The organism is Arcticibacterium sp. SM2516 (assembly GCF_057914865.1).
Map to the genome: position 1 here is coordinate 5644108 of NZ_CP195290.1, position 24917 is coordinate 5669024.

At 37.5% G+C, this 24917-nt stretch carries 27 protein-coding genes; 12 read left to right on the forward strand and 15 right to left on the reverse strand.

What is annotated here, in order from left to right; genetic code table 11:
- Window positions 1-28 precede the first annotated feature (28 nt).
- The 4 genes from upp to ACSBFT_RS23020 form a co-directional block, all read right to left on the reverse strand.
- On the reverse strand, window positions 29-673 hold the full coding sequence (gene upp, locus ACSBFT_RS23005) for a uracil phosphoribosyltransferase (protein WP_489602610.1): 645 nt from the start codon (window positions 671-673) through the stop codon (window positions 29-31).
- A 178-nt stretch (window positions 674-851) separates the two neighbouring features.
- Window positions 852-2144, reverse strand: coding sequence for a hypothetical protein (locus tag ACSBFT_RS23010; protein WP_489602611.1), 1293 nt, complete (start codon window positions 2142-2144; stop codon window positions 852-854).
- A gap of 15 nt (window positions 2145-2159) precedes the next feature.
- Window positions 2160-2480 carry a DUF4907 domain-containing protein gene (locus ACSBFT_RS23015; protein ID WP_489602612.1) on the reverse strand — a complete coding sequence of 107 codons (321 nt, stop codon included), beginning with the start codon at window positions 2478-2480 and terminating at the stop codon, window positions 2160-2162.
- Entirely contained in the window at window positions 2470-3450 is a 981-nt protein-coding gene (locus tag ACSBFT_RS23020) for a Kelch repeat-containing protein (protein WP_489602613.1), read from the reverse strand. Before ACSBFT_RS23020 ends, ACSBFT_RS23015 begins: the two co-directional genes overlap by 11 nt.
- 319 nt (window positions 3451-3769) lie before the next feature.
- On the opposite strand from ACSBFT_RS23020, the gene ACSBFT_RS23025 reads away from it, so the two are divergent.
- Window positions 3770-3979 (forward strand): hypothetical protein, encoded by a 210-nt coding sequence (locus ACSBFT_RS23025; RefSeq protein WP_489602614.1) that lies wholly within the window; start codon window positions 3770-3772, stop codon window positions 3977-3979.
- A gap of 121 nt (window positions 3980-4100) precedes the next feature.
- Here ACSBFT_RS23025 and ACSBFT_RS23030 read toward each other — a convergent pair whose 3' ends face one another.
- Genes ACSBFT_RS23030 through ACSBFT_RS23040 form a run of 3 tightly spaced genes read right to left on the reverse strand, consistent with a single transcriptional unit; the run spans window position 4101 to window position 7612 of the window.
- On the reverse strand, window positions 4101-4526 hold the full coding sequence (locus ACSBFT_RS23030; RefSeq protein WP_489602615.1) for a DUF4890 domain-containing protein: 426 nt from the start codon (window positions 4524-4526) through the stop codon (window positions 4101-4103).
- Between the two features lie 19 nt (window positions 4527-4545).
- Window positions 4546-5058, reverse strand: a complete 513-nt coding sequence (locus tag ACSBFT_RS23035) for a hypothetical protein (protein ID WP_463044942.1) — start codon at window positions 5056-5058, stop codon at window positions 4546-4548.
- Between the two features lie 7 nt (window positions 5059-5065).
- On the reverse strand, window positions 5066-7612 hold the full coding sequence (locus ACSBFT_RS23040) for a TonB-dependent receptor (protein WP_489602616.1): 2547 nt from the start codon (window positions 7610-7612) through the stop codon (window positions 5066-5068).
- Between the two features lie 219 nt (window positions 7613-7831).
- Between ACSBFT_RS23040 and ACSBFT_RS23045 the strand changes: the two genes are divergently transcribed.
- Both ACSBFT_RS23045 and ACSBFT_RS23050 read left to right on the forward strand, forming a co-directional pair.
- Window positions 7832-8872: a sensor histidine kinase gene (locus ACSBFT_RS23045; RefSeq protein ID WP_463044940.1), complete on the forward strand. Its 1041-nt coding sequence runs from the start codon at window positions 7832-7834 to the stop codon at window positions 8870-8872.
- Window positions 8869-9597: a LytR/AlgR family response regulator transcription factor gene (locus tag ACSBFT_RS23050; RefSeq protein WP_463044939.1), complete on the forward strand. Its 729-nt coding sequence runs from the start codon at window positions 8869-8871 to the stop codon at window positions 9595-9597. Before ACSBFT_RS23045 ends, ACSBFT_RS23050 begins: the two co-directional genes overlap by 4 nt.
- A 58-nt stretch (window positions 9598-9655) precedes the next feature.
- Here ACSBFT_RS23050 and rpsJ read toward each other — a convergent pair whose 3' ends face one another.
- Complete coding sequence (gene rpsJ, locus ACSBFT_RS23055) at window positions 9656-9961, reverse strand: 30S ribosomal protein S10 (protein ID WP_111371182.1); 306 nt, start codon at window positions 9959-9961, stop codon at window positions 9656-9658.
- Between the two features lie 210 nt (window positions 9962-10171).
- Here rpsJ and ACSBFT_RS23060 point away from each other — a divergent pair, with 210 nt between their 5' ends.
- Complete coding sequence (locus ACSBFT_RS23060; RefSeq protein ID WP_489602617.1) at window positions 10172-11041, forward strand: aldose 1-epimerase family protein; 870 nt, start codon at window positions 10172-10174, stop codon at window positions 11039-11041.
- A 134-nt stretch (window positions 11042-11175) separates the two neighbouring features.
- Here ACSBFT_RS23060 and vapC read toward each other — a convergent pair whose 3' ends face one another.
- Both vapC and ACSBFT_RS23070 read right to left on the reverse strand, forming a co-directional pair.
- Window positions 11176-11589, reverse strand: coding sequence for a type II toxin-antitoxin system VapC family toxin (vapC, locus tag ACSBFT_RS23065; protein WP_463044937.1), 414 nt, complete (start codon window positions 11587-11589; stop codon window positions 11176-11178).
- Window positions 11582-11797, reverse strand: a complete 216-nt coding sequence (locus ACSBFT_RS23070) for a type II toxin-antitoxin system VapB family antitoxin (RefSeq protein ID WP_463044936.1) — start codon at window positions 11795-11797, stop codon at window positions 11582-11584. Before ACSBFT_RS23070 ends, vapC begins: the two co-directional genes overlap by 8 nt.
- A 135-nt stretch (window positions 11798-11932) precedes the next feature.
- On the opposite strand from ACSBFT_RS23070, the gene ACSBFT_RS23075 reads away from it, so the two are divergent.
- Both ACSBFT_RS23075 and murI read left to right on the forward strand, forming a co-directional pair.
- Window positions 11933-14557, forward strand: a complete 2625-nt coding sequence (locus ACSBFT_RS23075) for a valine--tRNA ligase (RefSeq protein ID WP_489602618.1) — start codon at window positions 11933-11935, stop codon at window positions 14555-14557.
- 97 nt (window positions 14558-14654) lie between these two features.
- A complete protein-coding gene (gene murI, locus ACSBFT_RS23080) occupies window positions 14655-15413 on the forward strand; it encodes a glutamate racemase (RefSeq protein ID WP_489602619.1) in 759 nt (252 codons plus the stop codon).
- On the opposite strand, the gene recO is transcribed toward murI, so the two are convergent.
- Both recO and ispE read right to left on the reverse strand, forming a co-directional pair.
- Window positions 15410-16099, reverse strand: a complete 690-nt coding sequence (gene recO / locus ACSBFT_RS23085) for a DNA repair protein RecO (RefSeq protein WP_463044933.1) — start codon at window positions 16097-16099, stop codon at window positions 15410-15412. The two genes, murI and recO, sit on opposite strands and share 4 nt — an antisense overlap.
- Window positions 16099-16911, reverse strand: coding sequence for a 4-(cytidine 5'-diphospho)-2-C-methyl-D-erythritol kinase (gene ispE, locus ACSBFT_RS23090; RefSeq protein WP_489602620.1), 813 nt, complete (start codon window positions 16909-16911; stop codon window positions 16099-16101). The genes recO and ispE overlap by 1 nt, the downstream gene beginning before the upstream one ends.
- 226 nt (window positions 16912-17137) lie before the next feature.
- Here ispE and rplS point away from each other — a divergent pair, with 226 nt between their 5' ends.
- The 5 genes from rplS (at window position 17138) to ACSBFT_RS23115 (ending at window position 21664) form a co-directional block, all read left to right on the forward strand.
- Window positions 17138-17491: a 50S ribosomal protein L19 gene (rplS, locus tag ACSBFT_RS23095; protein ID WP_463044931.1), complete on the forward strand. Its 354-nt coding sequence runs from the start codon at window positions 17138-17140 to the stop codon at window positions 17489-17491.
- A gap of 111 nt (window positions 17492-17602) precedes the next feature.
- Window positions 17603-18370, forward strand: a complete 768-nt coding sequence (gene dapF / locus ACSBFT_RS23100) for a diaminopimelate epimerase (RefSeq protein WP_489602621.1) — start codon at window positions 17603-17605, stop codon at window positions 18368-18370.
- 260 nt (window positions 18371-18630) lie between these two features.
- Window positions 18631-20289 carry a transcription termination factor Rho gene (rho, locus tag ACSBFT_RS23105; RefSeq protein WP_463044929.1) on the forward strand — a complete coding sequence of 553 codons (1659 nt, stop codon included), beginning with the start codon at window positions 18631-18633 and terminating at the stop codon, window positions 20287-20289.
- 169 nt (window positions 20290-20458) lie between these two features.
- On the forward strand, window positions 20459-21022 hold the full coding sequence (locus ACSBFT_RS23110; protein ID WP_489602622.1) for an OmpA family protein: 564 nt from the start codon (window positions 20459-20461) through the stop codon (window positions 21020-21022).
- A 27-nt stretch (window positions 21023-21049) separates the two neighbouring features.
- A complete protein-coding gene (locus ACSBFT_RS23115; RefSeq protein ID WP_489602623.1) occupies window positions 21050-21664 on the forward strand; it encodes a hypothetical protein in 615 nt (204 codons plus the stop codon).
- Window positions 21665-21734: 70 nt separating this feature from the next.
- On the opposite strand, the gene ACSBFT_RS23120 is transcribed toward ACSBFT_RS23115, so the two are convergent.
- Genes ACSBFT_RS23120 through ACSBFT_RS23130 form a run of 3 tightly spaced genes read right to left on the reverse strand, consistent with a single transcriptional unit; the run spans window position 21735 to window position 23935 of the window.
- Window positions 21735-22259, reverse strand: a complete 525-nt coding sequence (locus ACSBFT_RS23120; protein WP_463044926.1) for a shikimate kinase — start codon at window positions 22257-22259, stop codon at window positions 21735-21737.
- A gap of 27 nt (window positions 22260-22286) precedes the next feature.
- Window positions 22287-23402 (reverse strand): BT_3928 family protein, encoded by a 1116-nt coding sequence (locus tag ACSBFT_RS23125; RefSeq protein ID WP_489602624.1) that lies wholly within the window; start codon window positions 23400-23402, stop codon window positions 22287-22289.
- Window positions 23399-23935: a DUF1599 domain-containing protein gene (locus tag ACSBFT_RS23130; RefSeq protein ID WP_463044924.1), complete on the reverse strand. Its 537-nt coding sequence runs from the start codon at window positions 23933-23935 to the stop codon at window positions 23399-23401. The genes ACSBFT_RS23125 and ACSBFT_RS23130 overlap by 4 nt, the downstream gene beginning before the upstream one ends.
- Before the next feature lie 102 nt (window positions 23936-24037).
- On the opposite strand from ACSBFT_RS23130, the gene folP reads away from it, so the two are divergent.
- Window positions 24038-24862, forward strand: coding sequence for a dihydropteroate synthase (gene folP / locus ACSBFT_RS23135; RefSeq protein ID WP_489602625.1), 825 nt, complete (start codon window positions 24038-24040; stop codon window positions 24860-24862).
- The last annotated feature ends 55 nt before the right edge of the window (window positions 24863-24917 follow it).

Here is a 24917-nt window from a genome sequence, read left to right on the forward strand (position 1 = left end):
TTGGGCATAAAAATAGATAATTTATCTATTAGCTTTTATCGCCATAGGCTAAATCTCCTGCATCTCCTAAACCTGGGATTATATAAGATTTACTGTTCATGTCTTTGTCCAAATCGCCCAAGTAGAGCCTGCATTCTGGCATTCTGGCTTGTACAAATCTGGCTCCTCTGTCAGAAGCTATGGCGGCTACTATATAGGTTTTTTTCGGGATGCCGTAACGTAACATGGCGTGGTAAGCTTTTTCTATAGATTTCCCAGTGGCTATCATGGGGTCACAAATAATTAAAGTACGGCCTTGTATATCAGGACTGGTGATATAATCCATTTCAATATCAAAATCGTCTTTGGCATTATGAACGCCCCTGTAGGCTCCAATGAAAGCATTGTCGGCTTCGTCAAAATAGTTTAACATGCCATTATGTAGTGGCAAACCTGCTCTTAATATGGTGACCAAAACGGGTTGTTCTTTTAGTGTTTTGGTTTCTTTTACCCCTAAAGGTGTAGTAATTTTATTGTTTTCAAAATGTAGATTCTTTGAAATTTCATAGGCCAATATTTCTCCTATGCGTTCTATGTTTCGTCTGAATTTCTGTCGGTCTTTCTGAATATTGACATCTCTTATTTGAGCTAAGAAGTTATTGGCAACAGAACTGGTTTCGGCAAGAATATACATGGAGCTAAATGATAAAAAATGAGCGTTGACTAAAAAAGCGAAAGCAATATAAGAAGCTTAAGTTTTAATAGCATGGTTGGATGTATATTCTTAGGGTAAATAAATTAATCAATTGACTTTTGAAGCTTGAGAAAAGCGAATCCCATTGAGCCTTTTAGGGGACCCAATGGGAATTATATTATTTGCCGTAATAAACGCGTAAAATGGCTTTGAAAGAGCTGTTGTCGTAATTGCCTAAATTTACCCCACCAAAAGAGCCATTGGCGGTGCCATCATCCGTTGGGATGATTTTGAAACCTTTATTTTCGGAACTACTAAAAAGGATATTTTTGAAATAGGCGGTGAGGTCAAAGCTATAATAGCTATTAAAAACAAGGTCTTCGGGGTGGTAAGTATAGACGCCCGATACTTGCGTTCCATATAGATCTGTGAGTGCTGATTCTATTTCGTTATTTCTATTAATCACAAAAAGACCCAGAGAACTAGGCGGGATGGGTATTTGCTTTAAGTTTTTACGGGTAGAAAAAAGTATCATTTCTACTTTGTGTATGCCCGTTAAATCGGATATTTCTTTCAAGTTGGCTATACCCGGGATAATCACTTTTCCCGACAAGCCGAGAGCGTTGTTTAAAACAAATTCGTTCCCTGTCTCCGTTGCCTTTATTTGCTGTCCAGCAGTGGTGAGATTATTTATGCCCTCATAAATGGAGCTGTGGGTATAATGGTTAAACTGTGCTTTGTTAATGGATAAAGGAAAGTTGAAACTGTATTGAGTATACGTGTTTTCTAAATGGGTATATAACCTAATATTACTGTTGGCAGAATTGAAAATAGCAATGGCTTTGTTATTTGCCCCTCCTTTTAGCACTAATCCTTTCAGTACTTTTAAGAGGTTTGGGTTGTCGGTTCTATAGCTTATTTTATAATATTCCCATAAACGAGCCGCTAGATCCTGGTTAAGACTTAGTTCTATTAATGAATCTTTGTTGGGTCTTAATTTCCATGTTTTCTCTGCTATGCTGTTTTCTTGATAAGGGTAATAAAAACTGCTAGACTGGTCAACATTGGTCGGCAGATCGGTCAGCATTTCGTGCAATGTAATGGTTTGGTAGTCTGTGGTATCTCCAATATAGTCCGACAGTCTTAACTCTAGTTTTGCCGAGTCTAAAACGATGCTCTGCGTAATGTTATATGCCCCGTAATTTGTGTTGGGTAGTGTCACCTGAAAATAGGCTTCAGAGCTAATGTTAAGCATATTGTTCATGCGGTAAGCACCCACTTGAAGCTCGTTTGATAAAGAGGTTATGGTGCTGTCTTCTTTAACGGTATAGGTATCTAAGCGTAGGGTATCCACCATAACGGTACCCTGATTTATAGCACCGCTTAGGTCTAAACCTATGTCCATACTACCCTCTGTACAAGACATAGTTATAGCTCCGAGAGCCATTAATATGGCAATTACTTTTTTCATTTTTTGTGTCTGTTATTATTCGCTAGATAACTGGTCTAAACTCAGTTCTTGTTGAGAAACGGTAGGTGGGAAAATCCCTTTTTCTAGTTTACTGACCATTATCTCCGCTGTCATTTTAGCTTGCTCTGGACTTGAAAAGCTTTTGTTCCCGGCTACGCCAGGGATAAATGCCTGTTCTATAAGAGCATTTCCGTCTTTTAATATTCTAAACCCAAACTGTGTTTCAGTGGATTCAAACAAATCGTAGGTGTATGTTGAAGATGGCGTTTTACAGCTTAAAAACCCTACTCCAAGAAGTAGGATTTTTAAGCTATTGATAAATGTTTTAGTCTTCATTCTGAACAATATCTGGGGTGAACTTCCAAAGGTCATCGTATCTTGATAGGCCATTTGAGCCTGTGGCTATATAACCTTCGTCGTTTATAGACCATGCCACTGGATAGTTTCTAGCACTTCCTTCAAAACTCGTTACTTCGTTCCATTCGCCAATGCCATCTTCACCACCTGTAGTAAACTCCCAAACGGTATTGCTAGAGGAGCCACCGAAAAAATAACCTTTGTTTTTTAGCGAAAAGCCAAATCCATAAGACCTTGCCACGGTGGTTTCGTCAAAATCCAACATTTCTGTCCAGATATCTCCCGCAGGGTCATATTCCCAAAGGTCAGAGAGGTTAAGACCGTTATTGTTTCCTGTGCCTACGTATGCTTTGTTATTAATCACGAAAGAAGCAGCTCCCACTCTTTTAGAACCTCCAATACTTGTGATTTTCGACCAAGAATCGTTTGATGGGTCATAAGCATAAAAGTCTTTGGTATAGCTTCCGTCGTGTCCAGTCCCTAGATATCCTTTGTCTGCAAGTGTAAAAGCCACCGCGTTTCTTCTTGCCGAGCCTGGGAAATCGGTTTTTTGTTCCCATGTGTTAGAAGTAGGGTCATATGCCCAGAAATCGTTGAGTTTATTGTCTTCTAAGTCTAAACCCGTTCCTATGTAACCTTTAGAACCAATGTTTAGTCCTACCGCCGCAGTTCTGGCTGCTCCAGGAAAGTCTGCCACCTGTGTCCAAGTGTTTTTAATAGGATCGAATTTCCAAAAATCGCTTAGTTTGTAGTTGTCCTCATCTGCACCCATGCCTAAATATCCATACTCACCTATAGAGAAACCTACGGCAGAATAACGTGCTAAGCCGTCAAGATCAGAAAGCTTAAACCAGTCGCCGTTTGCCGCATCCACATCAGTGGTGTCACAGCTTTGTAAGCCAAAAATTGAAAGTAGAAGTAGAGATAAAATTGAAAGTTTGTTTTGCATTATTTACGTTATATTTCTTTACTTTTCTCTACGCTAGGCGTGATGCAAACGCGGCTTAAGAAATAAGGTTTTTAACATTATTTAAGTAATAGCCCTAAAACGTGAAGCCACGGCCGTTTTTTTAAATTCTAATGATGTATTTGAGCATTATAATGCTTGTTTAAGCAAGGCATTTTGAAGGTATCTCTAAATGCTTAAAGGATTTAGATTGTAAAATAAGAACGGTCTTACCAGCTCCAGCGGAGCGATATGTTCATAGAAACCATCTGGTAAATGACACTGCAAAGAAATTTGTTTCGTATGATTTTGCACCGAAATCATGCGGAACGCTTCGTTGATGGAGGTTGGTTATCGAGGATTATTTGTAGGACTAATGGGTATAAGAACTGCCTTACCAGCTCCAACGGAGCGATATGTTCATAGAAGCCATCTGGCAAATGACACAGCACAGAAATTTGTTTCGTATGATTTTGCACCAAAATCGTGCGAAACGCTTCATTCATGGACGTTGGTTATTTGTGTCCTATAGATCTGGTATAAATTAGGAATAGCTTTTCCGATATTTACCAAAAAAAGAACCTCCCTGAAATTTCAGAGAGGTCTCAAACTTAGTTAAACCATTAACTTATTGTATTTTTAAAAAGTGGGGCTTATTCCCTAGCTCTTCCTCCTCTAAATTCTTCCATTTCTTTTTTTCTGATGTCGGTATAAATCTGAAATTGACTTTCAGACAACAGGGCCTTCATTTCTTTATCTTTATTCACGTTGATATTGGTCATCCCGTCTTTTATCATCTTTCTGGTTTCTTGGGAAGGGGGAAATTGACCTTGAGGCATTTTTTTTATCAGTTCTTCTTGTTGAAGAGCATATTCTAGTGTGATTTCATAAAATGCCGTGGCTTGATTTTTATCCAATTCAAGCTTTTTCGTCATCTTCTTGGTGTCAAATTTTGCCTTTTGTTCTGGTGATGGTCTTTCAGCCATTCCAGCACCCATTCTTTCCTGAGGTCCTGACTGTGCATAGCTGGCGAAAGAAGCAAAAAACAAAAGAGCAAGAGAAGCTATTTTAAGAGTCATTTTTTTAGAAATTTAGTTATTAAATAAATAGTAATAAGAAAGTAAGAACAAGACCGGCCAAAGTAAAATATAAGCCCTTTTTAAAGGTTTTGGTTTCGGGTCTAAACATCCAAAAAGTGGAAATGACAAAAAACAAAAGCGATACGCCAAAGAAAATATTTAAGAAATACAGCGGGTCATTGGAGGTTGCTTTATGTATCTTAGTCATTTTGCCTATAATCATTGGAAGGTCTGTCTTGGTATACGACGTTTTTCCACTTACCGAGTCGTAGGTTCCTTCTTTAAAGCTCAAAACAGCACCTTCTGTGGATGTTACTTTTAGACCTTTTATATGCAATTCCTTCCCAAGGGCATCTTCAGATAGACCTGGCTTTATAACGGCTTCCACCTTCGTTTCCTTTTTCAGGAAGTCTGTATTTCTAAAAATAAGTACCACGCCGCTTAAAGCGTACATGGCCATTATTCCAGCTAAGAAGAAACCCAAATATCTATGGATAATTCGCATTTGGGTTCCTTTTGCTTTTTTCTTCATTCAGTTCTTAATTAAATCCCGTTTGTTGAGCGTCTCCACCACCACTTTTTTGGTCCGTGTTATTGACAGATTTCGTTTTCTTTTTCTCTACCAACCTCATGTTTCCTAATTTATAAGAGAAGGTCAATTTGACGTTCTGATTGTAGATATAGTTTACACTTCTTTGGTTGAAGAGCTCAGAGCTGGTTGTAGACGTTCTGGTCATCCCGTTTACGAAGTTGTCAAAGGCGATACCTATACTACCTTTTTTGTCATTGATGTCTTTCTTAACACCCAAAGAGTAGAAGCCCATGCCCGAGGTGTTTCCTTGTAAAGAAACGTCGTTTCCTCTAAATCCAGCAAAAGCCTGTAAGCCCCAACCTTTGTTTAGAGATAATTGTGACATCATTCTACCACCTATTACTATACCGCTATTGCTTGTCAAGGCAAAACCTTCTGTGGTCTGAACCTGACCTTCTAGGTAATTAAGATAGGCATCAAATCCACCATTCAAGCTCCATTTCTGTGTTAGGAAAAGATTTCCAAAGAAGTTTATTCCAGAAACCTGCTGCTTACCAATATTCTGATAAGTCGTAATCAAGGCACCTGCAACGGTGTCAGAAGGCGAAGTTAATTTCAAGATAGAATTATTGGTCTGTCTGGCAAAGAACGAAACGTTTACATAACTCTTTTTGATAGCTTTACTTAAGCTGAATTCTACATTATTGGAAACCTCTGGCTCTAAGTTAGGGTTACCAATGGTAATACTTTGAGGGTTAGCAGCATTATAATTTGGGTTAAGCTGTTGCAACCCAGGACGCTGAATTCTATTATTATAAGCCACCTTCATGGTTAAACCATTTCCTAATATTTTGGAGATGTTTATACTAGGAACAAAATTCTGGTAACTAGAGATTTCTAGTGGTAAATTATTGTCAATGGCATCTATACTGGTATGCTCATATCTTACACCAGCTTTAACAGACCACTTGCTCTTGGTAGAGTAGGTATAAGAAAGGTAACCTGCTTTTATGTTTTGGTCGTAGTTAAGAAATCCAGATGGCTGATTGGCACTTTCAGCTAAATTTCCAGAGGTTCCGAATAGGTACTGATAATCGCTATTAACTGCTCTAAAGATACCCTTTACACCAACCTCAAAAAGCTGGTTGGTACTAATAGGAACCATGTAGTCGGTTTGTAAAGTGACTTCTCTATTAACGTTTTCGTTTATGTTTTTTTGACCATTAATGATTTCATTTAAAGATGAATAAATGTCGGCATCAAAGTTATTGGTCAAGTTGTTTTGAGAGTACTGGGTAGAAACAGACAATTCATGGCTTGGTTTAAATATCTTGATATAGTCAAGGTTTACATCCACGTTGTTTGATCTGTCAATGGTGTTTACTAATCTATTCTGTTCAGAAATTAAACTAGAATTTTGAAACGAAGAGATAATCATATCTTGGTCTTTATTGAAATTCCTTGTACCAAAAGACACAGAACCATTAAGGAATTCAGATTTGCTCAATTCTACATCCATACCTAAATTATACCTTCCAAACATTCCGAAGTCTTTAGAGTCACCTGTTTGCGTTGTTTTAAAGGTATTTAAGCCCGCAATTGTAGTTTGGTCTAGCGTGTTACTTGCTTTGTTATAAAATGATCTTCCAAAACCACCAAGAGAAAACCCTACTTTACCAACACGTAAGTTTCCGTTCAAACCTAGGTTAGAACCTCTAACGCCAACACCAGAGTTTAAGCTTAAGTTGAACCCTTGAATACTAGATTTTTTGGTAATAATGTTTATAATTCCAGAAGTCCCTTCCGCATCGTATTTGGCAGAAGGAGAAGTAATAACTTCTACACTTTTTATGAGTTCTGCTGGAATCATCTTCAGGGCATCAGCTACAGAACTAGCGACAATCGTAGAAGGTCTATTGTTAATCAAAACTTTGATATTTGTGCTTCCTCTTAAAGATACGTTTCCGTCTAGGTCAACAGAAAGCATCGGTACTTTTCTTAGAATATCTGCACCGTCACCACCTTTTGAAGTAAGGTCATTTTCTGCGTTATAAATCAATCTATCAACCTTTTCTTCAATGAGTGATTTTAAACCTGTAACGGTAACCTCATCAAGTACTTTTGAAGAAATGGCCAGCTTAATAATACCTAAATCGACATCATCGCCTTTTTTTACTTTAACTTTTTGAATCAAGCTTTCAGTATAACCGATGAAACTAACTTTAAGCGAGTATGTACCAGGGGCAATTTTATTGAATTGGAATTTACCGTTTTCGTCCGCCATGGTGCCATCTACTACTTTTGAAGTAAGCTCATTTATAAGAGCGATGTTAGCATATTCTACAGCCAGTGTTACCGTGGAGTCTATCACGTAACCAAAGATTTTTGAATTTCCCTTTGGACCGTCTTCTAGGTCGAAAGATTGTGTTTGCTCTGTGGTTCGCGAGGCTCTACCATTACCGTCTCCCTGTGGCCTACCACCCGAAAACTGTGCATAAACACTATTCAAACCTAATAGCGTTAAAAAACTCAAAAGTAATACTTGCTGTTTCATGTTTTATTTGTTTTTGACTATACAAAACAATAGCACATTTATCACTTCATATTTTTAATTATATACTTAGGCTTAAAAAATCGACAATCGGGCATTTTATGAACTTATTGCACTTATCGAAAATATGTAGGGATCTATCGTTAATTAGAAAGGAGAAGTAGAGTTAAGGGGTTTGGTATTTAAAAACTAGTTTACATTGCATTCTAATATTAATAGACTATGACAGGGCAAGTATTCAGAAAGAACAGATTATTCCTATTACACTTAGTGTTTTGGTGTGTATATTTTTCTTTCTTTTTTTATGTTATTTCTTGGCCTAAAAGGGGAACTGAGCCTAACTATGCCAGAGCTTTTATAGATGCCATCATGCAGGTGTCTACCATGGCCATTATTAGTTATTTTAATTATTTTATCCTTTTACCGCGATTGCTAAAGGAGAAAAAAGTAACGAGATATATTCTGGCATTGGTTTTAAGTTTGGCCCTAGTTGTATCTATTCAAATCTTGTTTAAAAGAGCAATTTACAAAGACAGCTACGAAAAAAGCTATTCATTCTTACAATCCAATAGGTTTATCATTCAGCATATTTTCAGCACCTTGGTTATTGTTTCCTTCGTGTCCTTATTGCGTTTTCTTAAAGATTGGTTTGAGCTGGAAGCGAAAAGGAAGGAAATTGAGAATGAAAAACTGACCACAGAGCTCAGGTTTTTGAAAGAACAGATTAACCCACATTTTCTTTTTAATACCCTTAATAATCTGTATTACTTGGCTCATAGTAATTCGCCCAATACCAAAGAGGTGATAGCCAAACTGTCGCAAATGATGCGGTACATGATTTATGAAGCCAATCATGAGAAAGTTCCTGTTGAGAAGGAAATTGAATACATTCAAAATTATATAGATTTAGAAAAATTAAGATTAGAAGATAATTTCCCTTTAGAAATAAGCATTGAAGGTGATTATAGCAGGCTACAAATTGCCCCTCTTATTTTCATTACTTTCCTAGAGAATGCATTTAAGCATGGCACCAATCATTCCGTTGATAAGTCTTGGGTGAAGGTTGTTTTTAAATTTGAGGGTAACCATTGTTATTATGAAGTGACCAATAGTAAGAGCGATAAGTTGATAGACAACGAGAAATCTGGTATTGGACTTAGAAATACTAGGAGGAGATTAAGTCTTAGTTATGAAAATCAACATAGTTTAGATATTTTGGAAGATGATAATACCTATCAAGTCAAACTAGAGATTGATTTATGAAAATCAAATGCGTCATTGTAGAGGATGAGCCTCTTGCTAGAAAGTTAATGGAAGATTACGTGAGTAGTACGCCATCTCTTCAGTTGCTAAAATCTTTTGGTAACCCTCTTTTGGCTTTGGAGTTTCTGAGGGAAGAAAAAGTGGATTTGCTCTTTTCTGATATTCAGATGAAAGAAATTACCGGATTAACGCTTCTAAAACTTCTACAAGTAAAACCGATGGTAGTGCTTACTACGGCTTATTCGGAGTATGCTTTAGAGGGTTTTGATTTAGATGTAACAGACTATCTGCTAAAACCCATCACGTTTGAACGTTTTTTAAAGGCGGTAGAAAAGGTGAGTCAGCGATTTAAAGAAAAAGAACAAATAATAACGACGAAAATAGAGCAAGCTCCAGTTCCTCCTGTTAATGAGTTTATTTTCATAAAAGACGGAACCAAGCTGCTGAAACTTAGATTAAAGGATATTCTATATATCCAGAGCTTAAAAGACTACGTCAAAATAAAAACGGATACTAAACAGATAGTGAGTCTTCAAACCATGAAGTCTTTGGAGGAGTCTTTACCCTCCAATATGTTTATAAGAATCCATAACTCTACCATCATTGCTTTTGATGCGATAGAAGAAATAGAGCGAGATAAAGTAAAAATTCAAGATCAGTATTTTCCAATAAGCGATTCGTATAAGAAATCGTTTAGAGAATTGGTGGAAAGTAAAAAGGTATAAAATGAAAAAGCCTTTCAGATTTCTCTAAAAGGCTTTTCAATATCTTTCTTAAAGAAGATTATACTTTGATCTCAACATCAACTCCAGAAGGAAGTTCAAGTTTCATTAAAGCATCTACCGTTTTAGGACTTGCAGAGAAGATATCAATCAATCTCTTGTAAGTACATAATTGGAACTGCTCTCTAGATTTCTTAGAAACGTGTGGAGAACGAAGTACTGTGAATTTCTCTTTACGTGTTGGTAAAGGAATAGGACCGCTAACAACTGCTCCAGTTGATTTAACTGCCTTTACAATCTTCTCAGCCGATCCGTCCAACAAATTGTGGTCGAATGACTTAAGTTTAATTCTGATTTTTTGTGCCATCAGGTTCTGCTTTTTTGTTTGTTACAAATGCCGCCGCCGAAAGAACCATTCACTCCAGCTCGGTATAATTGGGCTGCAAAAGTACTTCTAAAATTATAATTAAACAATGTGACTCTTTGAAGTTTTGATATTATGATGATGAAAAGCAAAAATTGTTATGGTTAAATGAACAATTATCAGGTTATTTCGAGTCAAAATAAAATCCCAAAGATGATTTCACTAGAAAACGACTACCTCAAAGTTTGGATAAAACCTAAAGGTGCAGAGTTGAAAAGTCTTGTTAATAAAAAAACAGGGATTGATCATATGTGGGATTCGGACCCAGCCTACTGGGCAAAAAGTTCTCCTGTTCTTTTTCCGATAGTGGGTGGTTTAAAGGATAATACCTATCTATATGAGGGAACGTCTTACACTTTGCCACGGCATGGTTTTGCTAGAGATTATATGTTTGAGGCGGTAAGTAAAGATAAGGAGAAGGTTACTTTTAGGTTTTCTTCATCGGCAGATACTTTAGCGGTATATCCTTTTCATTTTGATTTCTTCATCACCTACGTTTTAAAAGGAGCGTCTTTAAGCGTTAATTATAAGGTGTCAAATAAGGGAGAAAAGAAGATGCTATTTTCATTAGGGGCTCATCCGGCTTTTGCGGTTCCGTTTATAGAGGGAGAGTCTTATCAAAATTACGCACTTCAATTTGATACGCAAGAAGATTTGAAACGCTGGCCACTGAGCTCAGAGGGTTTAATAAAAACAGAACCTGCAGATTTACCGCTTGAGGACAACAAACTGCCGCTCACCAAAGAGCTTTTTAATGAAGACGCTTTGGTTTTTAAAAATCTTAAATCGGAGGCCATTCTGCTAAAATCCGACAGGTCGGAGCATTACCTTAGGTTTACTTTTAGCGATTTCCCTTTCTTTGGTATTTGGGCGGCAAAGAATGCCAAATTCGTTTGCTTGGAACCATGGTGCGGTATTGCAGACAGCGTGAGCCATAACCAAGAGCTTTCCGATAAAGAAGGCATAAATGAATTGGATGCAGGTCAAAGTTTTGAAAGAAACTGGGCTGTGGAAGTGGGTTGAAAAAGTTTTTTGGCTATTTCCATTAAGAAAAGTCCCTTTTGGGACGAAATATTGGTAGAACTAGTGAAACAGAAGTAGTGTCATGGGTGCATTTGTGAGATTTGGGCCATTGAAACCAAAATTGTGACAAATGATTATTTTATTCCAATTGACGTTTTCAAAGGTTCTTCTCGTTTAATCATCTCAAAGTCTTTGTCGTTATGAATTAAGGTGACATTGTTTTTAATGGCATACCACGCTATCAGGCAGTCGTTTGGTTTTCTAATGCTAATTCCTTTTTTCTTTAGCTTAAAGTACATTTGAGCAGCTCCCACGCTAGCTTCATAATGGCGGCATTCAAGACAAGTTAATCTCACGAATTGTTCATAAATAGCTGCCATTTGTTTCTGGTTTTTACAGCCTTGTAGTATTTCTTGAAGTGTTGTAGGGCAGTAGCATATTACCCCATCATGGGCTAAATAATGTTCCAGCGTCTTGGTGGATGCATTTTCTTTACCCTGGAAGAAGTTTATCCAAACAGATGTGTCTACTAAAATTGGCTCAGTCATTTAGCTCTCGTTCTTGTTTTGGCGTTCGCCATTCCGCTAGGTCTCCTTCCCAATCTATCTTTCCTTTCATGTCTAATAAAGCCATTTTTGACATTTTGGCGATATAGGATTCCAAAGCGACGTCAACAATCTCTTTCTTTGTTTTTAAATGAGTGAGTTCTCTCAAGGCATCTATTTTTTTTTCGTCTATTTCTATGTTGGTTCTCATAATATGATAATCTATACACCAAAAGTAGAAAAATTTATACACATTGAAAATTCTGCTTCCTAAGCAATCCAAATTCCCTAATTTTGCGGCTTCATTTAATGACCCTTTAATCGGTCTTATAAATAAGCAGCAGGAATGGAAATTTCAAAGACGTATAATCCCAAAGAAATTGAGGACAAGTGGTATGAGTATTGGATTGAAAACAAGTTTTTCTCTTCAAAACCTAATCCGGACAAGGAACCTTACAGCATTGTAATTCCTCCGCCAAACGTCACAGGAGTGCTTCATATGGGACATATGCTGAATAACACCATTCAAGATGTGCTTATTCGTAAGGCCAGAATGGAAGGGAAAGAAGCCTGCTGGGTACCTGGAACAGACCATGCCTCTATAGCTACAGAAGCCAAAGTGGTGGCCATGCTTAAAGAAAAAGGCATAAACAAAGCAGACCTTAGCAGAGAAGAGTTTATAGGGTATTGTTGGGAGTGGACCGAAAAATATGGCGGAATCATTCTTAGTCAGTTGAGAAAACTAGGAGCTTCATGCGACTGGGATAGAACCCGTTTCACCATGGAAGAGGCTCTGTATGAGTCTGTGATGGACGTTTTCGTGGACCTTCATCAAAAAGGAGATATTTACAGAGGCTACCGAATGGTAAACTGGGATCCACAAGCTCAAACTACGGTTTCGGACGAGGAGGTAATCACGGTAGAAAAACCGCAGAAGCTGGTCTATATTAGATATGAAGGTGCTGATGGCGATGTGGTAATAGCAACCACAAGACCCGAAACTATCATGGCAGATGCTGCTATCTGTGTTCATCCTGAAGATGAACGTTACCAAAAACTGATTGGGAAAACGGTTAAGATTCCGGTTATCAATAGAGAGATAAAAGTAATAGCCGACGAATACGTAGAGATGGAGTTTGGAACGGGTTGCTTAAAAGTAACGCCAGCTCATGATCAAAATGATTTTGAACTAGGGAAAAAGCATGACTTAGAAGTTATAGACTTACTGACGGATGACGCTAAACTCAATGAGAATGCTCAGATTTTAGTAGGGGAGGATAGGTTTGTGGCGAGAAAGAAGATCATGAAGATGCTTGAGGAATCTGGGCATTTGGTAAAAGTAGAAGAATACACTTCTAATGTGGGTACTTCTGAAAGAACGGGTGCAGTGATAGAACCTAAAATATCTCTTCAATGGTTCCTGAAAATGGAGCGATTAAGTGACCCTGCTTTGAAAAACGTGATGGACGATACCATCAAACTTATTCCTGGTAAGTTTAAAAACACTTACAGTCACTGGATGGAGAATGTGCGTGACTGGTGTATCAGTCGCCAGCTTTGGTGGGGACACCGAATCCCAGCTTTCTACATGGAAGATGGAACGTGTATTGTAGCCAAAACCAAAACAGAAGCTTTAAGGATAGCCAGAGATAAGTATCAGCTGTTTGCTCTTAGCGAGAAAGATTTGACACAAGACGAGGATGTTTTAGATACATGGTTTAGCTCTTGGCTATGGCCTATCAGCGTTTTTGACGGCATTAGAAAGCCAGAAAACGAAGACGTTAATTACTATTATCCAACCAATGATCTGGTTACAGCCCCTGAAATATTATTCTTTTGGGTAGCTAGAATGATTATAGCAGGTTATGAATATAGAGGAGACAAACCCTTTGAGAATGTTTATTTGACAGGTATTGTAAGAGATAAGCAAGGGCGTAAAATGTCAAAATCTTTAGGGAACTCTCCAGACCCTATTGAGTTGATGGAAAAATATGGTGCCGATGGCGTAAGAACAGGAATGCTTTTCAGTTCGCCAGCCGGAAACGATTTACCATTTGACGAAAAACTTTGTGAACAAGGCCGTAATTTCTCTAACAAAATGTGGAATGCATTTAGGTTGGTGAAGGGTTGGGAGGTGACAGATACTGCTACAGCAGTTGAAAATCCAGCTATTAAATGGTTTAGGTCAAAACTCAATCAAACCATCGCCGAAGTGAAAGACCATTACGATAAATATCGTATGTCTGATGCTCTTTTAAGTACTTATAATCTTATCTGGAACGACTTCTGTTCGCAGTATCTAGAGATGGCTAAGCCAGCATATGTAGATGGTAAAAGCTTGCCAATAGACAAAGGTACCTTTGAGGCTACCATTACTTTCTTTGATGAATTGATGCGTTTGGTTCACCCTTGGACGCCTTTTATTTCAGAGGAAATTTGGCAGAACTTACAGGAAAGGGGAGAAAAGGAATCAATATGTTTAGCGAGCTTCCCAGAAGGTGGCGATGTAAACCAAACTTTGTTGGGTCAATTTGAAGAACTTTTTGAAGTGGTTTCTTGGATTAGAAACACTCGCCAATCGAAGCAGATATCGCCTAAAGAAGTTTTGGATTTAAATATTAAAACGGAAGACAAAGCAAAATTTGAATTGTTAGCAGGCCTTTTGATAAAGTTGGGTAACCTTTCAGAGATTAGTTACGTCACAGAAGCCACAGGACTAACCATGGTGCTAAAGGCAGATGAGTATGGTTTAGACCTAGGAGATAACCTAGACGAAGAAGCGGAGAAGGAAAACATGCTTAAAGAGCTGGAATATGCCCGTGGTTTCAAAATGTCAGTAGAAAAGAAATTGAGCAATGAGCGATTTGTGAATAATGCCCAAGCAGACGTGGTTCAAAGAGAAAGGGATAAATTGGCAGATGCCGAATCTAAGATTAAAGCCTTAGAAGAAGCCTTGGCTAAAATGGGATAATTTTTTTCAAATTTAAGCCATCAATTGGAAGATGAAAATTGATGGTTTATTTTTGAGCCGATTCATATCATTTTAAAATTGTCTAAACCCATAAAAATTGATAGGTGTTTTTGATTCAGGAATTGGCGGATTAACATTACTTCATGAGCTGACTAAAAAGTTGCCCAATGAAGATTTTGCATATTATGCAGATGTTAAAAATGTGCCTTATTCGTATAAAACGCCTGAGGAAATCCTAGTTTTTGTAGAAAATGCCGTACTCTATTTAAGGGAAAAAGGAGCCAAAATGATAGTTTTGGCTTGCAATACCGCTACCAATGTGGCTGTGGAATATCTTAGAGAAAAATATGATTTCCCAATAGTGGCCATCCAGCCTGCTGTGAAAGTGGCTGCTGATTTCAGTGAAAATACAAAGCGAATTTTGGCGGCAGCCACCCCCATAACTTTAGCAGCCGATAGATATAAAAGGCTGATTAATCAATTGGGGATTGGAGACAGGATAACTAATGTAGCTCTTCCAAAGCTTGTAGAATTTGCCGAGCGTGGCGTTTTCGAAGGGGTGGAGGTAGAAGCTTATCTAAAGGAGAAGATAGGTCCTTTTAATACACCAGAATTTCATTTCATGGTTTTGGGTTGTACCCATTTTACTTTTTATGAGAGCCTCATTGAAAAGATGTTTGGGTACCTCAAAACGATTGACGGGAATAAAGGAACAGCAAGTCAGGTAAAAAGAGTATTAGAGCAAGAGGGGTGTTTGAAGGAAGCTGGCTCAGGGTATATTTCCTTTTACGAGTCAGGTGAAAAGGTAAGAAATACCAAGAAATACGTTTCTCTTCTTTTAAAACAAAGGCTTTAACTTACCAGTTGCCTTAAAACTTGGAGTGATTTAAGTTCTCCAAATTCCTCTTGGTGAATCCTGTAGAATGCCAAAAGCACATCTAATAGATGGTTTCTAAATGCTTTATTGACAAAAATAGGGTCAGTTAATTCGGACTTGAAAAGCTGATTCAAATACTTTTTTGTCTCCGTTTCCACCGGAATGTGAATATCAAACTCTTTAAACTGCCTTTCTATTTCGGCGGAATCTTGCGGAGCAAACCCTAAATGATACGAGTACTTTGCCAAGAAAGTGAGGTGAAAGGAATCTATGCCTTTTTCAAGGGAATCTAGTGTTAAGATGGCCTGATACAAGAAGAAGAACATAGACTCATTGTCAATATGTTCTTTGAGTGTTTTATGCAGCACTTCATTCAAAAATATAGCAATACTGGACTTCCTGATGTCATATGGGATGGAGAGTAAGGGGGTGTGGCATTTGATTTCAGAAATTCTATGAAGGTCTTTTTTGTCGTTATGGTAAACCACCAAGTCTAGCAAAGTCATGGGTTGAAATAAGGCTACCTTGTTTTTTCCCTTTGCGGTTCTTACACCGTTTTCAATATAGCTCTGTATACCAAACAGTTCTGTATAAAGCTTGACAATGATGGAGGTCTCCCGATAAGGAATATAACCTATAACAATACCTTTGGTTTTATGAAGCATTAGAGCATTTTACCCTGCCAGGTATTAAAGTTTTTGAAAGAAGAGTTGGCTATTATTTCGTTTTTGAAAATCCCATAAACGGTAGAACCACTCCCGGTCATAGCGGCATAAGCAGCTCCCATCTCGTAAAGTTCTTTTTTTATATCCTTTATTTTAGGATATTTTTTCGCCAATGGGATTTCAAAGTCATTTTGAATGATATGCTTCCATTCACATATAGGCAGATTTATGGAATCCATCAAATGATGTTGAGGCTTAGAAGGAGTAATGGAGCTATATGCTTCTGCGGTGCTAATATGAATGTTTGGGTTGATTACGTAAATGTGGTAATCGGATAGCTTAAGATCAATGTCTTTGAACTTTATACCTCTGTCGTAACAATAAACAGGTTTGTTTTTTATGAAAAATGGGCAGTCGCTGCCCAATAGACTTGCTTTATGCTCTAGATCTTCAACGCTTAGACCTAATTCAAAAATGTTATTTAATAACTTCAAAGCGAATGCTCCATCGGACGAACCACCACCTAGGCCAGCTCCCATAGGAATGACCTTATGTAAATGAAAATGAACTTCGGTACCCGTCTTTATCAATGGTTTTAATATATGAAAAGCCTTGATGATAAGGTTGTTTTCTTCAGCTCCGGGAATAGCTAAACCTGAACTGTCAAGTTTTATACTTGGGGCAGGAGTGGCCTCCAGGGCGTCTTTCCAGTCGATAGGATAAAAAATAGATTCAATATTATGAAAGCCATCATCTCTTTTTTCGGTAATATGCAGTCCGATGTTGATTTTGGCATTCGGGAAACTTATCATACTTTATGGTTTATGAAACCGTAAAATTAAGGATAGTTTGATGTTATTAGATAATTGAAGTAATTCTTCCCTTGTTTATCGTGAAAAGCTTAATATTCTTTGAGTTAGGCGTTTGAAAATATCGAAAATAAGATTACCTTTGCAGCCTATTTCTAGTTACGCTGTAATTATTCCTGATCAACAGCCTCTTTCTTTAGATGTAAAAATTTAATAATAAAAGATTACAATGAGCGATTTAATTAAAATGGTTGAGCAGGAGCTCGCCGGAGAACAAACTGAGCACCCAAAATTCAAAGCAGGAGATACAGTTAATGTTCACGTACGTATCACAGAAGGTAACAAGGAGCGTATTCAGGTATTCCAAGGTGCTGTAATTCAGAGAAAGAATTACGGAACAAATGGTGAAACTTTTACTGTTAGAAAAATTTCTAATGGCATTGGTGTTGAAAGAATTTTCCCTATCTTGTCACCTAGTATCGAGAAAGTTGAGGTACTAAGAAGAGGTAAAGTGAGAAGAGCTAAGCTTTATTACCTAAGAGGTAAGCATGGTAAAGCGGCTAAAATTAGAGAACAGAAATAAAATATTTAAGAATATAAGTAATAGCTTTTTCATAATTTGTGTTGGAAAATGCCGCCTTGATAAGGCGGCTTTTTTTGTAATTTATTTAGGGGAGAATCGTAATTTAGCATTATGAAATTTTATAAATATCAGGGTACTGGAAATGACTTCATTTTAATAGATGATAGAGAGCAGACATTTAACTTCTCTAAAGCGGAAATTGAAAAGTTTTGCCATAGAAGGTTCGGTATTGGAGCAGACGGTTTGATTTTGTTACAGAACCAAGAAGGCTATGACTTCAAAATGGTCTATTATAATGCAGATGGAGGAGAAGGAAGTATGTGTGGTAATGGCGGAAGGTGCATTGTTAAATTTGCTCATGATTTAGGTGTTTTTGAGGAACAAACTACTTTTATGGCAGTGGATGGTGTGCATGAAGCTTCTGTGGAGGAGGAAGTGGTATCATTAAAAATGACCGATACCATGAAGGTAACTTTAAAGGATGGACTTCGTTTTTATAATACAGGCTCTCCGCATGTCGTAAAATATATAGACCAGCTAGATGCTTATAATGTAGACATGGAAGGTGCGGCCATAAGGAATAATACTTTTTGGACTTCGGAAGGAGGCACTAACGTGAATTTTGTGGAAGTGCTGGACGAGAATAGTATCAAAGTACGTACATACGAAAGAGGAGTAGAGGCAGAAACTTACTCCTGCGGTACTGGAGTTACGGCATGTGCGTTAGACAGATATGTGAAAGATGGGTGTTCTTCACCTATTAATATCCTTACTCTAGGAGGGGAGCTAAATGTATCTTTTAGCATTAATGATGATGAGAGCTTCAGTGAGATTTTCTTAAAAGGTCCTGCAAAAAGAGTTTTTGAGGGAATTTTATGATTTTTATGGATATTAATGAAAATCTTTATAGAAATATATTGACTTCTATTTTTTTTCGTTTTAACATTGCAACGGAATCCAAAAGACCTCGGAGGTTTCGTCTCAAGAATTAGGGAGTTGCTATTTTTTCTTAAAATCAATTTCAGCAATAACCGATATCATCAAATTAATTTGAAATCAAATTTAACTTAAGTTTCAAAGAATGTGTTTGGGTCAGTTTGTACTGATATACCATCCCGTCTTATTTTAAAATCATTTACATGTACCAAGAATCGGAATTAAAGGTGAAGCTTTTGCCAGAGCTTAAGACTATTGCCACGGAGTTGAAAATAGATATCAAGGGCTTAAATAAAAAAAGTTTAGTTGATAAAATTCTAGAAAGCAATTCCTCGGATTCAAAAGCTACTCCAGCGTCTAACGATGGATCTAGTGAAGAAGCTACATCTGAAAAGAGGCCACGAACTAGAAAAAGAATTCAGAGAGGGGGGAGTGATGGGCCAACCCCAGATAAGAATCCTGTTTCAGATAGACCCGTTTCGGATAGAAAAGCTCCTGTTTCTGCTCCCTCAGAGAAAGACTCAAGAGACCACCAGTCTGATATTTCTAACTCGAGCTCTAACGATGATTATGATGATATAGACCTTTCGGATTTAGAGGAAGAAATTCCAGATATTACAGATGAGGATCTAGGGTTATCTAACGACGATGAGGAAGAGGAAGAAATAGATCCTGTAGAAAAGAAAAAGAGAGATGACTATTCTAAAGGAATAAAACGTCAGTTCAATAATTTGATTAAAGAATTTGACGGTCTTATAGATAATGAAGGGGTATTAGAAATAATGTCTGAAGGGAGCTACGGTTTCTTAAGATCTCCAGACTACGATTATTTGGCTAGCCCAGATGATATTTATGTCTCTCCATCTCAGATAAAATTGTTTGGCCTTAAAACTGGAGACACCATTAATGGAACCGTAAGACCTCCGAAAGATGGTGAGAAGTATTTTGCTCTGTTGAAAGTCATTTCTGTAAACGGAAAAACTTCTGAAGAAATAAGAGATAGAGTTCCTTTTGAGTATTTAACACCTTTGTTTCCTGAGGAACAAATTAAGTTGAGCACCAAGCCAGATATTATGTCTACGAGGGTGTTGGATCTTTTTGCTCCAATTGGGAAAGGACAAAGAGGAATGATTGTGGCACAGCCTAAGACTGGTAAAACGGTACTTTTAAAAGAGATAGCCAATGCCATAACAAGAAACCATCCAGAAATATATCTTATTATTTTATTAATAGACGAGCGTCCTGAAGAGGTAACAGATATGGCTAGAAGCGTAAGAGCGGAGGTTATTTCTTCTACTTTTGACGAAACTGCGGATAAGCACGTTAAAGTCTCAGGAATGGTGCTCGAAAAAGCCAAAAGATTGACAGAGTCTGGTCATGATGTGGTTATTCTTCTTGACTCTATCACAAGACTGGCTAGAGCCCATAATACAGTGGTGCCATCTTCTGGAAAAATATTATCTGGAGGGGTAGATGCTAAAGCACTTCACAAGCCGAAACGATTTTTTGGTGCTGCCAGAAATATTGAAAATGGAGGTTCATTAACTATTATAGCTACGGCTCTTATAGATACTGGGTCAAAAATGGATGAAGTTATCTTTGAAGAATTTAAAGGTACTGGTAATATGGAGCTTCAATTAGATAGGAGATTGGCTAATAAGCGTGTTTTCCCATCTATTGATATTATGACATCTGGTACTAGAAGAGAAGACCTTCTGATGCATAAAGATGAAATGAATAAGGTTTGGTTGCTAAGAAAATATGTTGCAGACATGAATGCTATGGAGGCTATGGAGTTTCTCTTAGGTAAAATGAGAGGAACAAGGAGCAACGAAGAGTTTTTGTTGACAATGAATAGATAAGTATTATCTTATTCATAAAATTTATAGGTCGAATTCTCCATTCACGAGAATTTGACCTGTTTTTTTTTAGGTGGGTGTCATTTTGTCCGTGATAATTGTATATTTATAAGCCTGATAGTGAAGCTTTCACCATTGGCTTTTTTTTAAAACCTTAAACCCCTTGACAATCATGAACAGATTCTTGATTCCACTTCTTATTTTGTTGTGGGCTCTTCTGTATAGTTGGTTTTGGAATTGTCAGCGTAAACCCCATTGTTCTGTAGGAGATTATGACGGTCATAGTACCGCGATAGTGATTCCCATGGAATCATCCGATGGCTTGACTGATGATGATACTGCCCAATTGGCAGAAGATACTGTACAGATGAAGATGACAGAAGAAGAAAAACTTCTTTTTACTCCGCTAGACGTTTATTTCGAAACTGCAAAATCAAGCATTTCTCGAACGGCGGAAATTGATAATTTTCTAGCCACGTCTAAAAAGTATTTGGCATCTTACCCCGATAAACGCCTGAGTATTGTTGGACATAGCGACAGTGAAGGTAGCGATGAAACCAATCAACGTGTTTCTGTACAAAGAGCAGAACTACTGAAGACAATGTTGGTCTCAGAAGGCTTTAAGGCATCGCAGATCATTACCTCTGGAATGGGAGAGAAAAGCCCAATAGCCTCTAATGATTCTCCTGAGGGTAGAGCACAAAATAGAAGAGCCACCATCAGATTGGCAGAATAATCACGAATTAAAAATCAGAATAAAGAGATGGAAAATATTGAATGTTTAATTACAAATTTCCCTTGGGATATATTTTTACTTTGTATAATACCATTATTGTTATTATGGTGGTGGCTTCAGAATCAGATAAACAGATATAAATCACATGCCTCAGAACTTCAAGATAGAATAAATTTCTTGGAAGGAGAGCTTGAAGCATGCAGGAAAAGCAAGGTTTCTGGAAGTGCTAATGTAGATGGTTATAAAACTACGATAGCTAAGTTAGAAACAGATTTGGCAGACTGCAAAAAAGCTAAAATTGCAGCGGCTACTGCTGGAGTTGCGGCAGGTGCCGCGGCAGCGGTGGGTGTAAGCACGCCAGTGGCCTCAATGGCTCCTAAGCCTACTAAGAAAGATGATCTTAAAGTGGTTGAAGGTATTGGCCCTAAAATAGAAGGCTTGTGTCATAATGCAGGCATTTATACGTTTGCGGATCTGGCTGCGGCCTCGTCAGATACTTTGAGAAATATCCTTTCAGAAGCAGGTTCTAGGTTTCAGATGCATGATCCTACTACTTGGCCAACTCAAGCAGCTTTGGCTCGGGATGGAAAATGGGATGAATTGAAAAATTGGCAAGACGAGTTAAATAAAGGTCGTCAGTGAGTTCAATAGAATATAAAAGCAAAAGAGCCGTTTTCATTCAATGAAAACGGCTCTTTTTTTGAAACCCGATCTAGTTTTGATTTCTTGGAAACTGGGCTTCCAGTATCCAAAGAATAGTATGGGCATCTGTATCGCCTTCTATGATGATGGAAGCAGACTTATAGATGTCTATCCGGTCGTTATAGGTTGCTGTTAAAGTATCCAGAAGATTCTCATTCTCCAGCTTAAACATGGGTCTGTTATTTCTTCTGGAAGTACGTATTCTTTCCTCTAGTTTGTCAGGAGATACATTAAGAAATATGCTTATACCACTTTCTTTTATATAAGCCATGTTGTCGAAGTAACAAGGAGTGCCACCTCCTAAGGCTATAACTAATTTGCTATCTCGGGGAATTTTTTTTAGCTGCTCCGATTCCTTTTTTCTGAAATACTCCTCACTTTCTAGTCTGAAGATTTCTTCAATTAGTTTTCCTTCACTTACCTCTATCTTTCGATCTAAATCTACAAAATCGTAATCGAGTTCTTTCGCTAAATTTCTTCCTAAGGTACTTTTGCCTGACGAAGGCATTCCTAACATATAAATATTAGTGGTCATTCTTTAAATCTTTGTCGTTGTACTTGATTAATGGTTTAATAATTCTAAAACCTTGTTTTGGTTAGGAATATTGTGGCTGCTCCACTTTCCTTTTACCACGCCATCTTCCAACAAAATCAAAACGGAATTTGTTCTGGCCATAGCTTTTAAAACCTTCTCATCCGTATTAAAAAGTTTAGCAGGAAGGAGGTTTTCCTTAAAGCTACTTTTTATGTCCGATATAATTGCTGAAGTTAACAGCATGCTTTGGATGTCATTTTCTTTGAGTTTTTCACTCAACATTTTGGCTTCCTTAAGTTCTTCGGTACTGATTTTGTCAAATTTCTTAATGATAATAAAAAGCTTTTTACCCATAAAAGCATCTTCTGTAAACTCATTTCCATCCATATCGGTAACGCCAAAATCTGTGATTTTGGGCCTCAATTGATCTTCATTAAGAACATCAGAAGAGACATATTTATACCGAGTGGTATCCATAATATATTCAAGAGATTCCACTTTTTCGTCATTTACCTTGTCATAAAACTTGTAGGAAATGATTGGTTTTACTCCAGTAGGTTTCATTTGCTCAGGAAGGCTTAAGCCTTTAGCATAAGGAAGGAAATCTAAGAGCGGAAGATATCTTTTGGCATAAAGTCCTATTCCGAACGCCACAACTGTGGCAACTATCGTAGCGGTTTTGGCAAAAGGTGCTGTTCTATAACGCTTACGATTAAAAAAGATAACCAAAATAACCGCTAAGCTTATAATATCCTTATAGAAAGAATGCCATGGTTTCAGCTTTAAGAAATCTCCAAAACAACCACAGTCGGTTACTTTATTGAAAAAAGCAGAATAGAATGTAAGGAATGTGAAAAATGCCATGAGTGCCAACACTATCCAAGCTGTTTTTCTCATTTTGAATGAAAACAAAAGAGCAACCCCAAGCACCAACTCTGATGCACAGAAAATAAGGGATAGTATTTGACTTTGGCTGGCTAAGATTTCAAACAAACCAGAGAATGCCGGTAAATCTGCAGCAAATACTTCAAAATACTCTTGAAATTTAAGGCCGGTGCCATAGGGGTCTACCACCTTTACGAATCCGGAAAATATAAATTCTAAGCCCACAAGGACTCTTGCAATGTTTGCAATTAATTTCATGCTTTGTTTGTTTTGTTCTGTAAGTGTATTAAACAGAAAACGGCATAGTTGATAATATCTTGATAGCCGGCTTTAACGCCCTCAGAAATCAAGGTTTTACCTTCATTGTCTTCAATTTGCTTTATTCTTAAAAGTTTCATCAAAATGATGTCGGTCATACTACTTACACGCATATCTCTCCAAGCTTCGCCGTAGTCATGATTCTTGTTAAATAAAAGCTCCATAACTTGATCTATCTCCTTCTGATAGGCAGATGGCAAGTCCGAAGAGCTAGTCCCATTTTCTTCTATCAAAATTAAAGCCATAACACAGTAGTTTATGATTCCGATAAACTCAGAAACCTGGTCTTCGTCTACTTTTGAGAACCCATTTTCTTGAAGCGTCCTAATTCTTTGTGCTTTAATGAAAATCTGGTCGGTTATGGAAGGCAGTCGGAGTATTCTCCATGAAGTACCATAATCAAGGTTTTTCTTTGAAAATATATCTTGGCATTTGGTAATAATGCTTTTGTATTCTTTCTGAGTTTCTTGCATGTTTTGGTATTGGAGCGTTTTTTTGTTGCTTTGCAAAGCTATAAAAATAAGGCAAATAAATGTCTCTAAATTGAATATTGCGAAGCCATTTTCTTTATCAAAATGAAAAACTGGATAAATGCGGGAGATCGTATCATAGACCTTAGTATTCCTAAAATAATGGGGATAATAAATGCAACGCCAGATTCTTTTTATGAAAAGAGCAGGGTGTCTTCTAAGGATGCTTTAGACCACTTAATTTCTAAAATGTATGAAGAAGGGGCCGACATGCTGGATGTTGGGGGGTATTCTACTCGTCCAGGGGCTTTAGAAGTGAGTGTTCAGGAAGAAATTGATAGGGTTTTACCTGTTATTGAAAACATAAGATCCGTTGCCCCAAACATTATTATCTCAATAGATACATTTAGGGCTGAAGTGGCGAAGGTAGCGGTAAAGGCAGGTGCTCACATTATTAATGATGTTTCGGGAGGGAACTTGGACGAAAATATGTTTGAAACAGTGGCCGCTTTAAATGTGCCCTACATATTAATGCATATGAGAGGAACCCCACAAACCATGAATAATTTAACCCAATACCACAACCTCACCAAGGAGGTTCTTTTAGAATTGCAAAAGAAGTGCGTTCAATTAAACCGTTTAGGCATTAAAGATATTATTATAGACCCTGGCCTTGGTTTTGCAAAAACAGTACGTCAGAATTATGATTTATTGGATGAATTAGATATTTTTAAAGTACTAGAACTTCCAATTTTAATCGGCTTGTCAAGAAAAAGTATGATTTGGAAGAAGTTAGGCATAACTCAAGAAGAAGCCTTAAATGGTACCACCATTCTAAATACAGTTGCGTTATTAAGTGGTACTAGTATACTTAGGGTGCATGATGTAAGAGCCGCCGTAGAGTCACGTAAACTACTGATGGCTGGATGAATTGAAGTTGCGGTTTAAACCGTAAAATAATTTTCCGTACTTTTAGTGAGAAAAG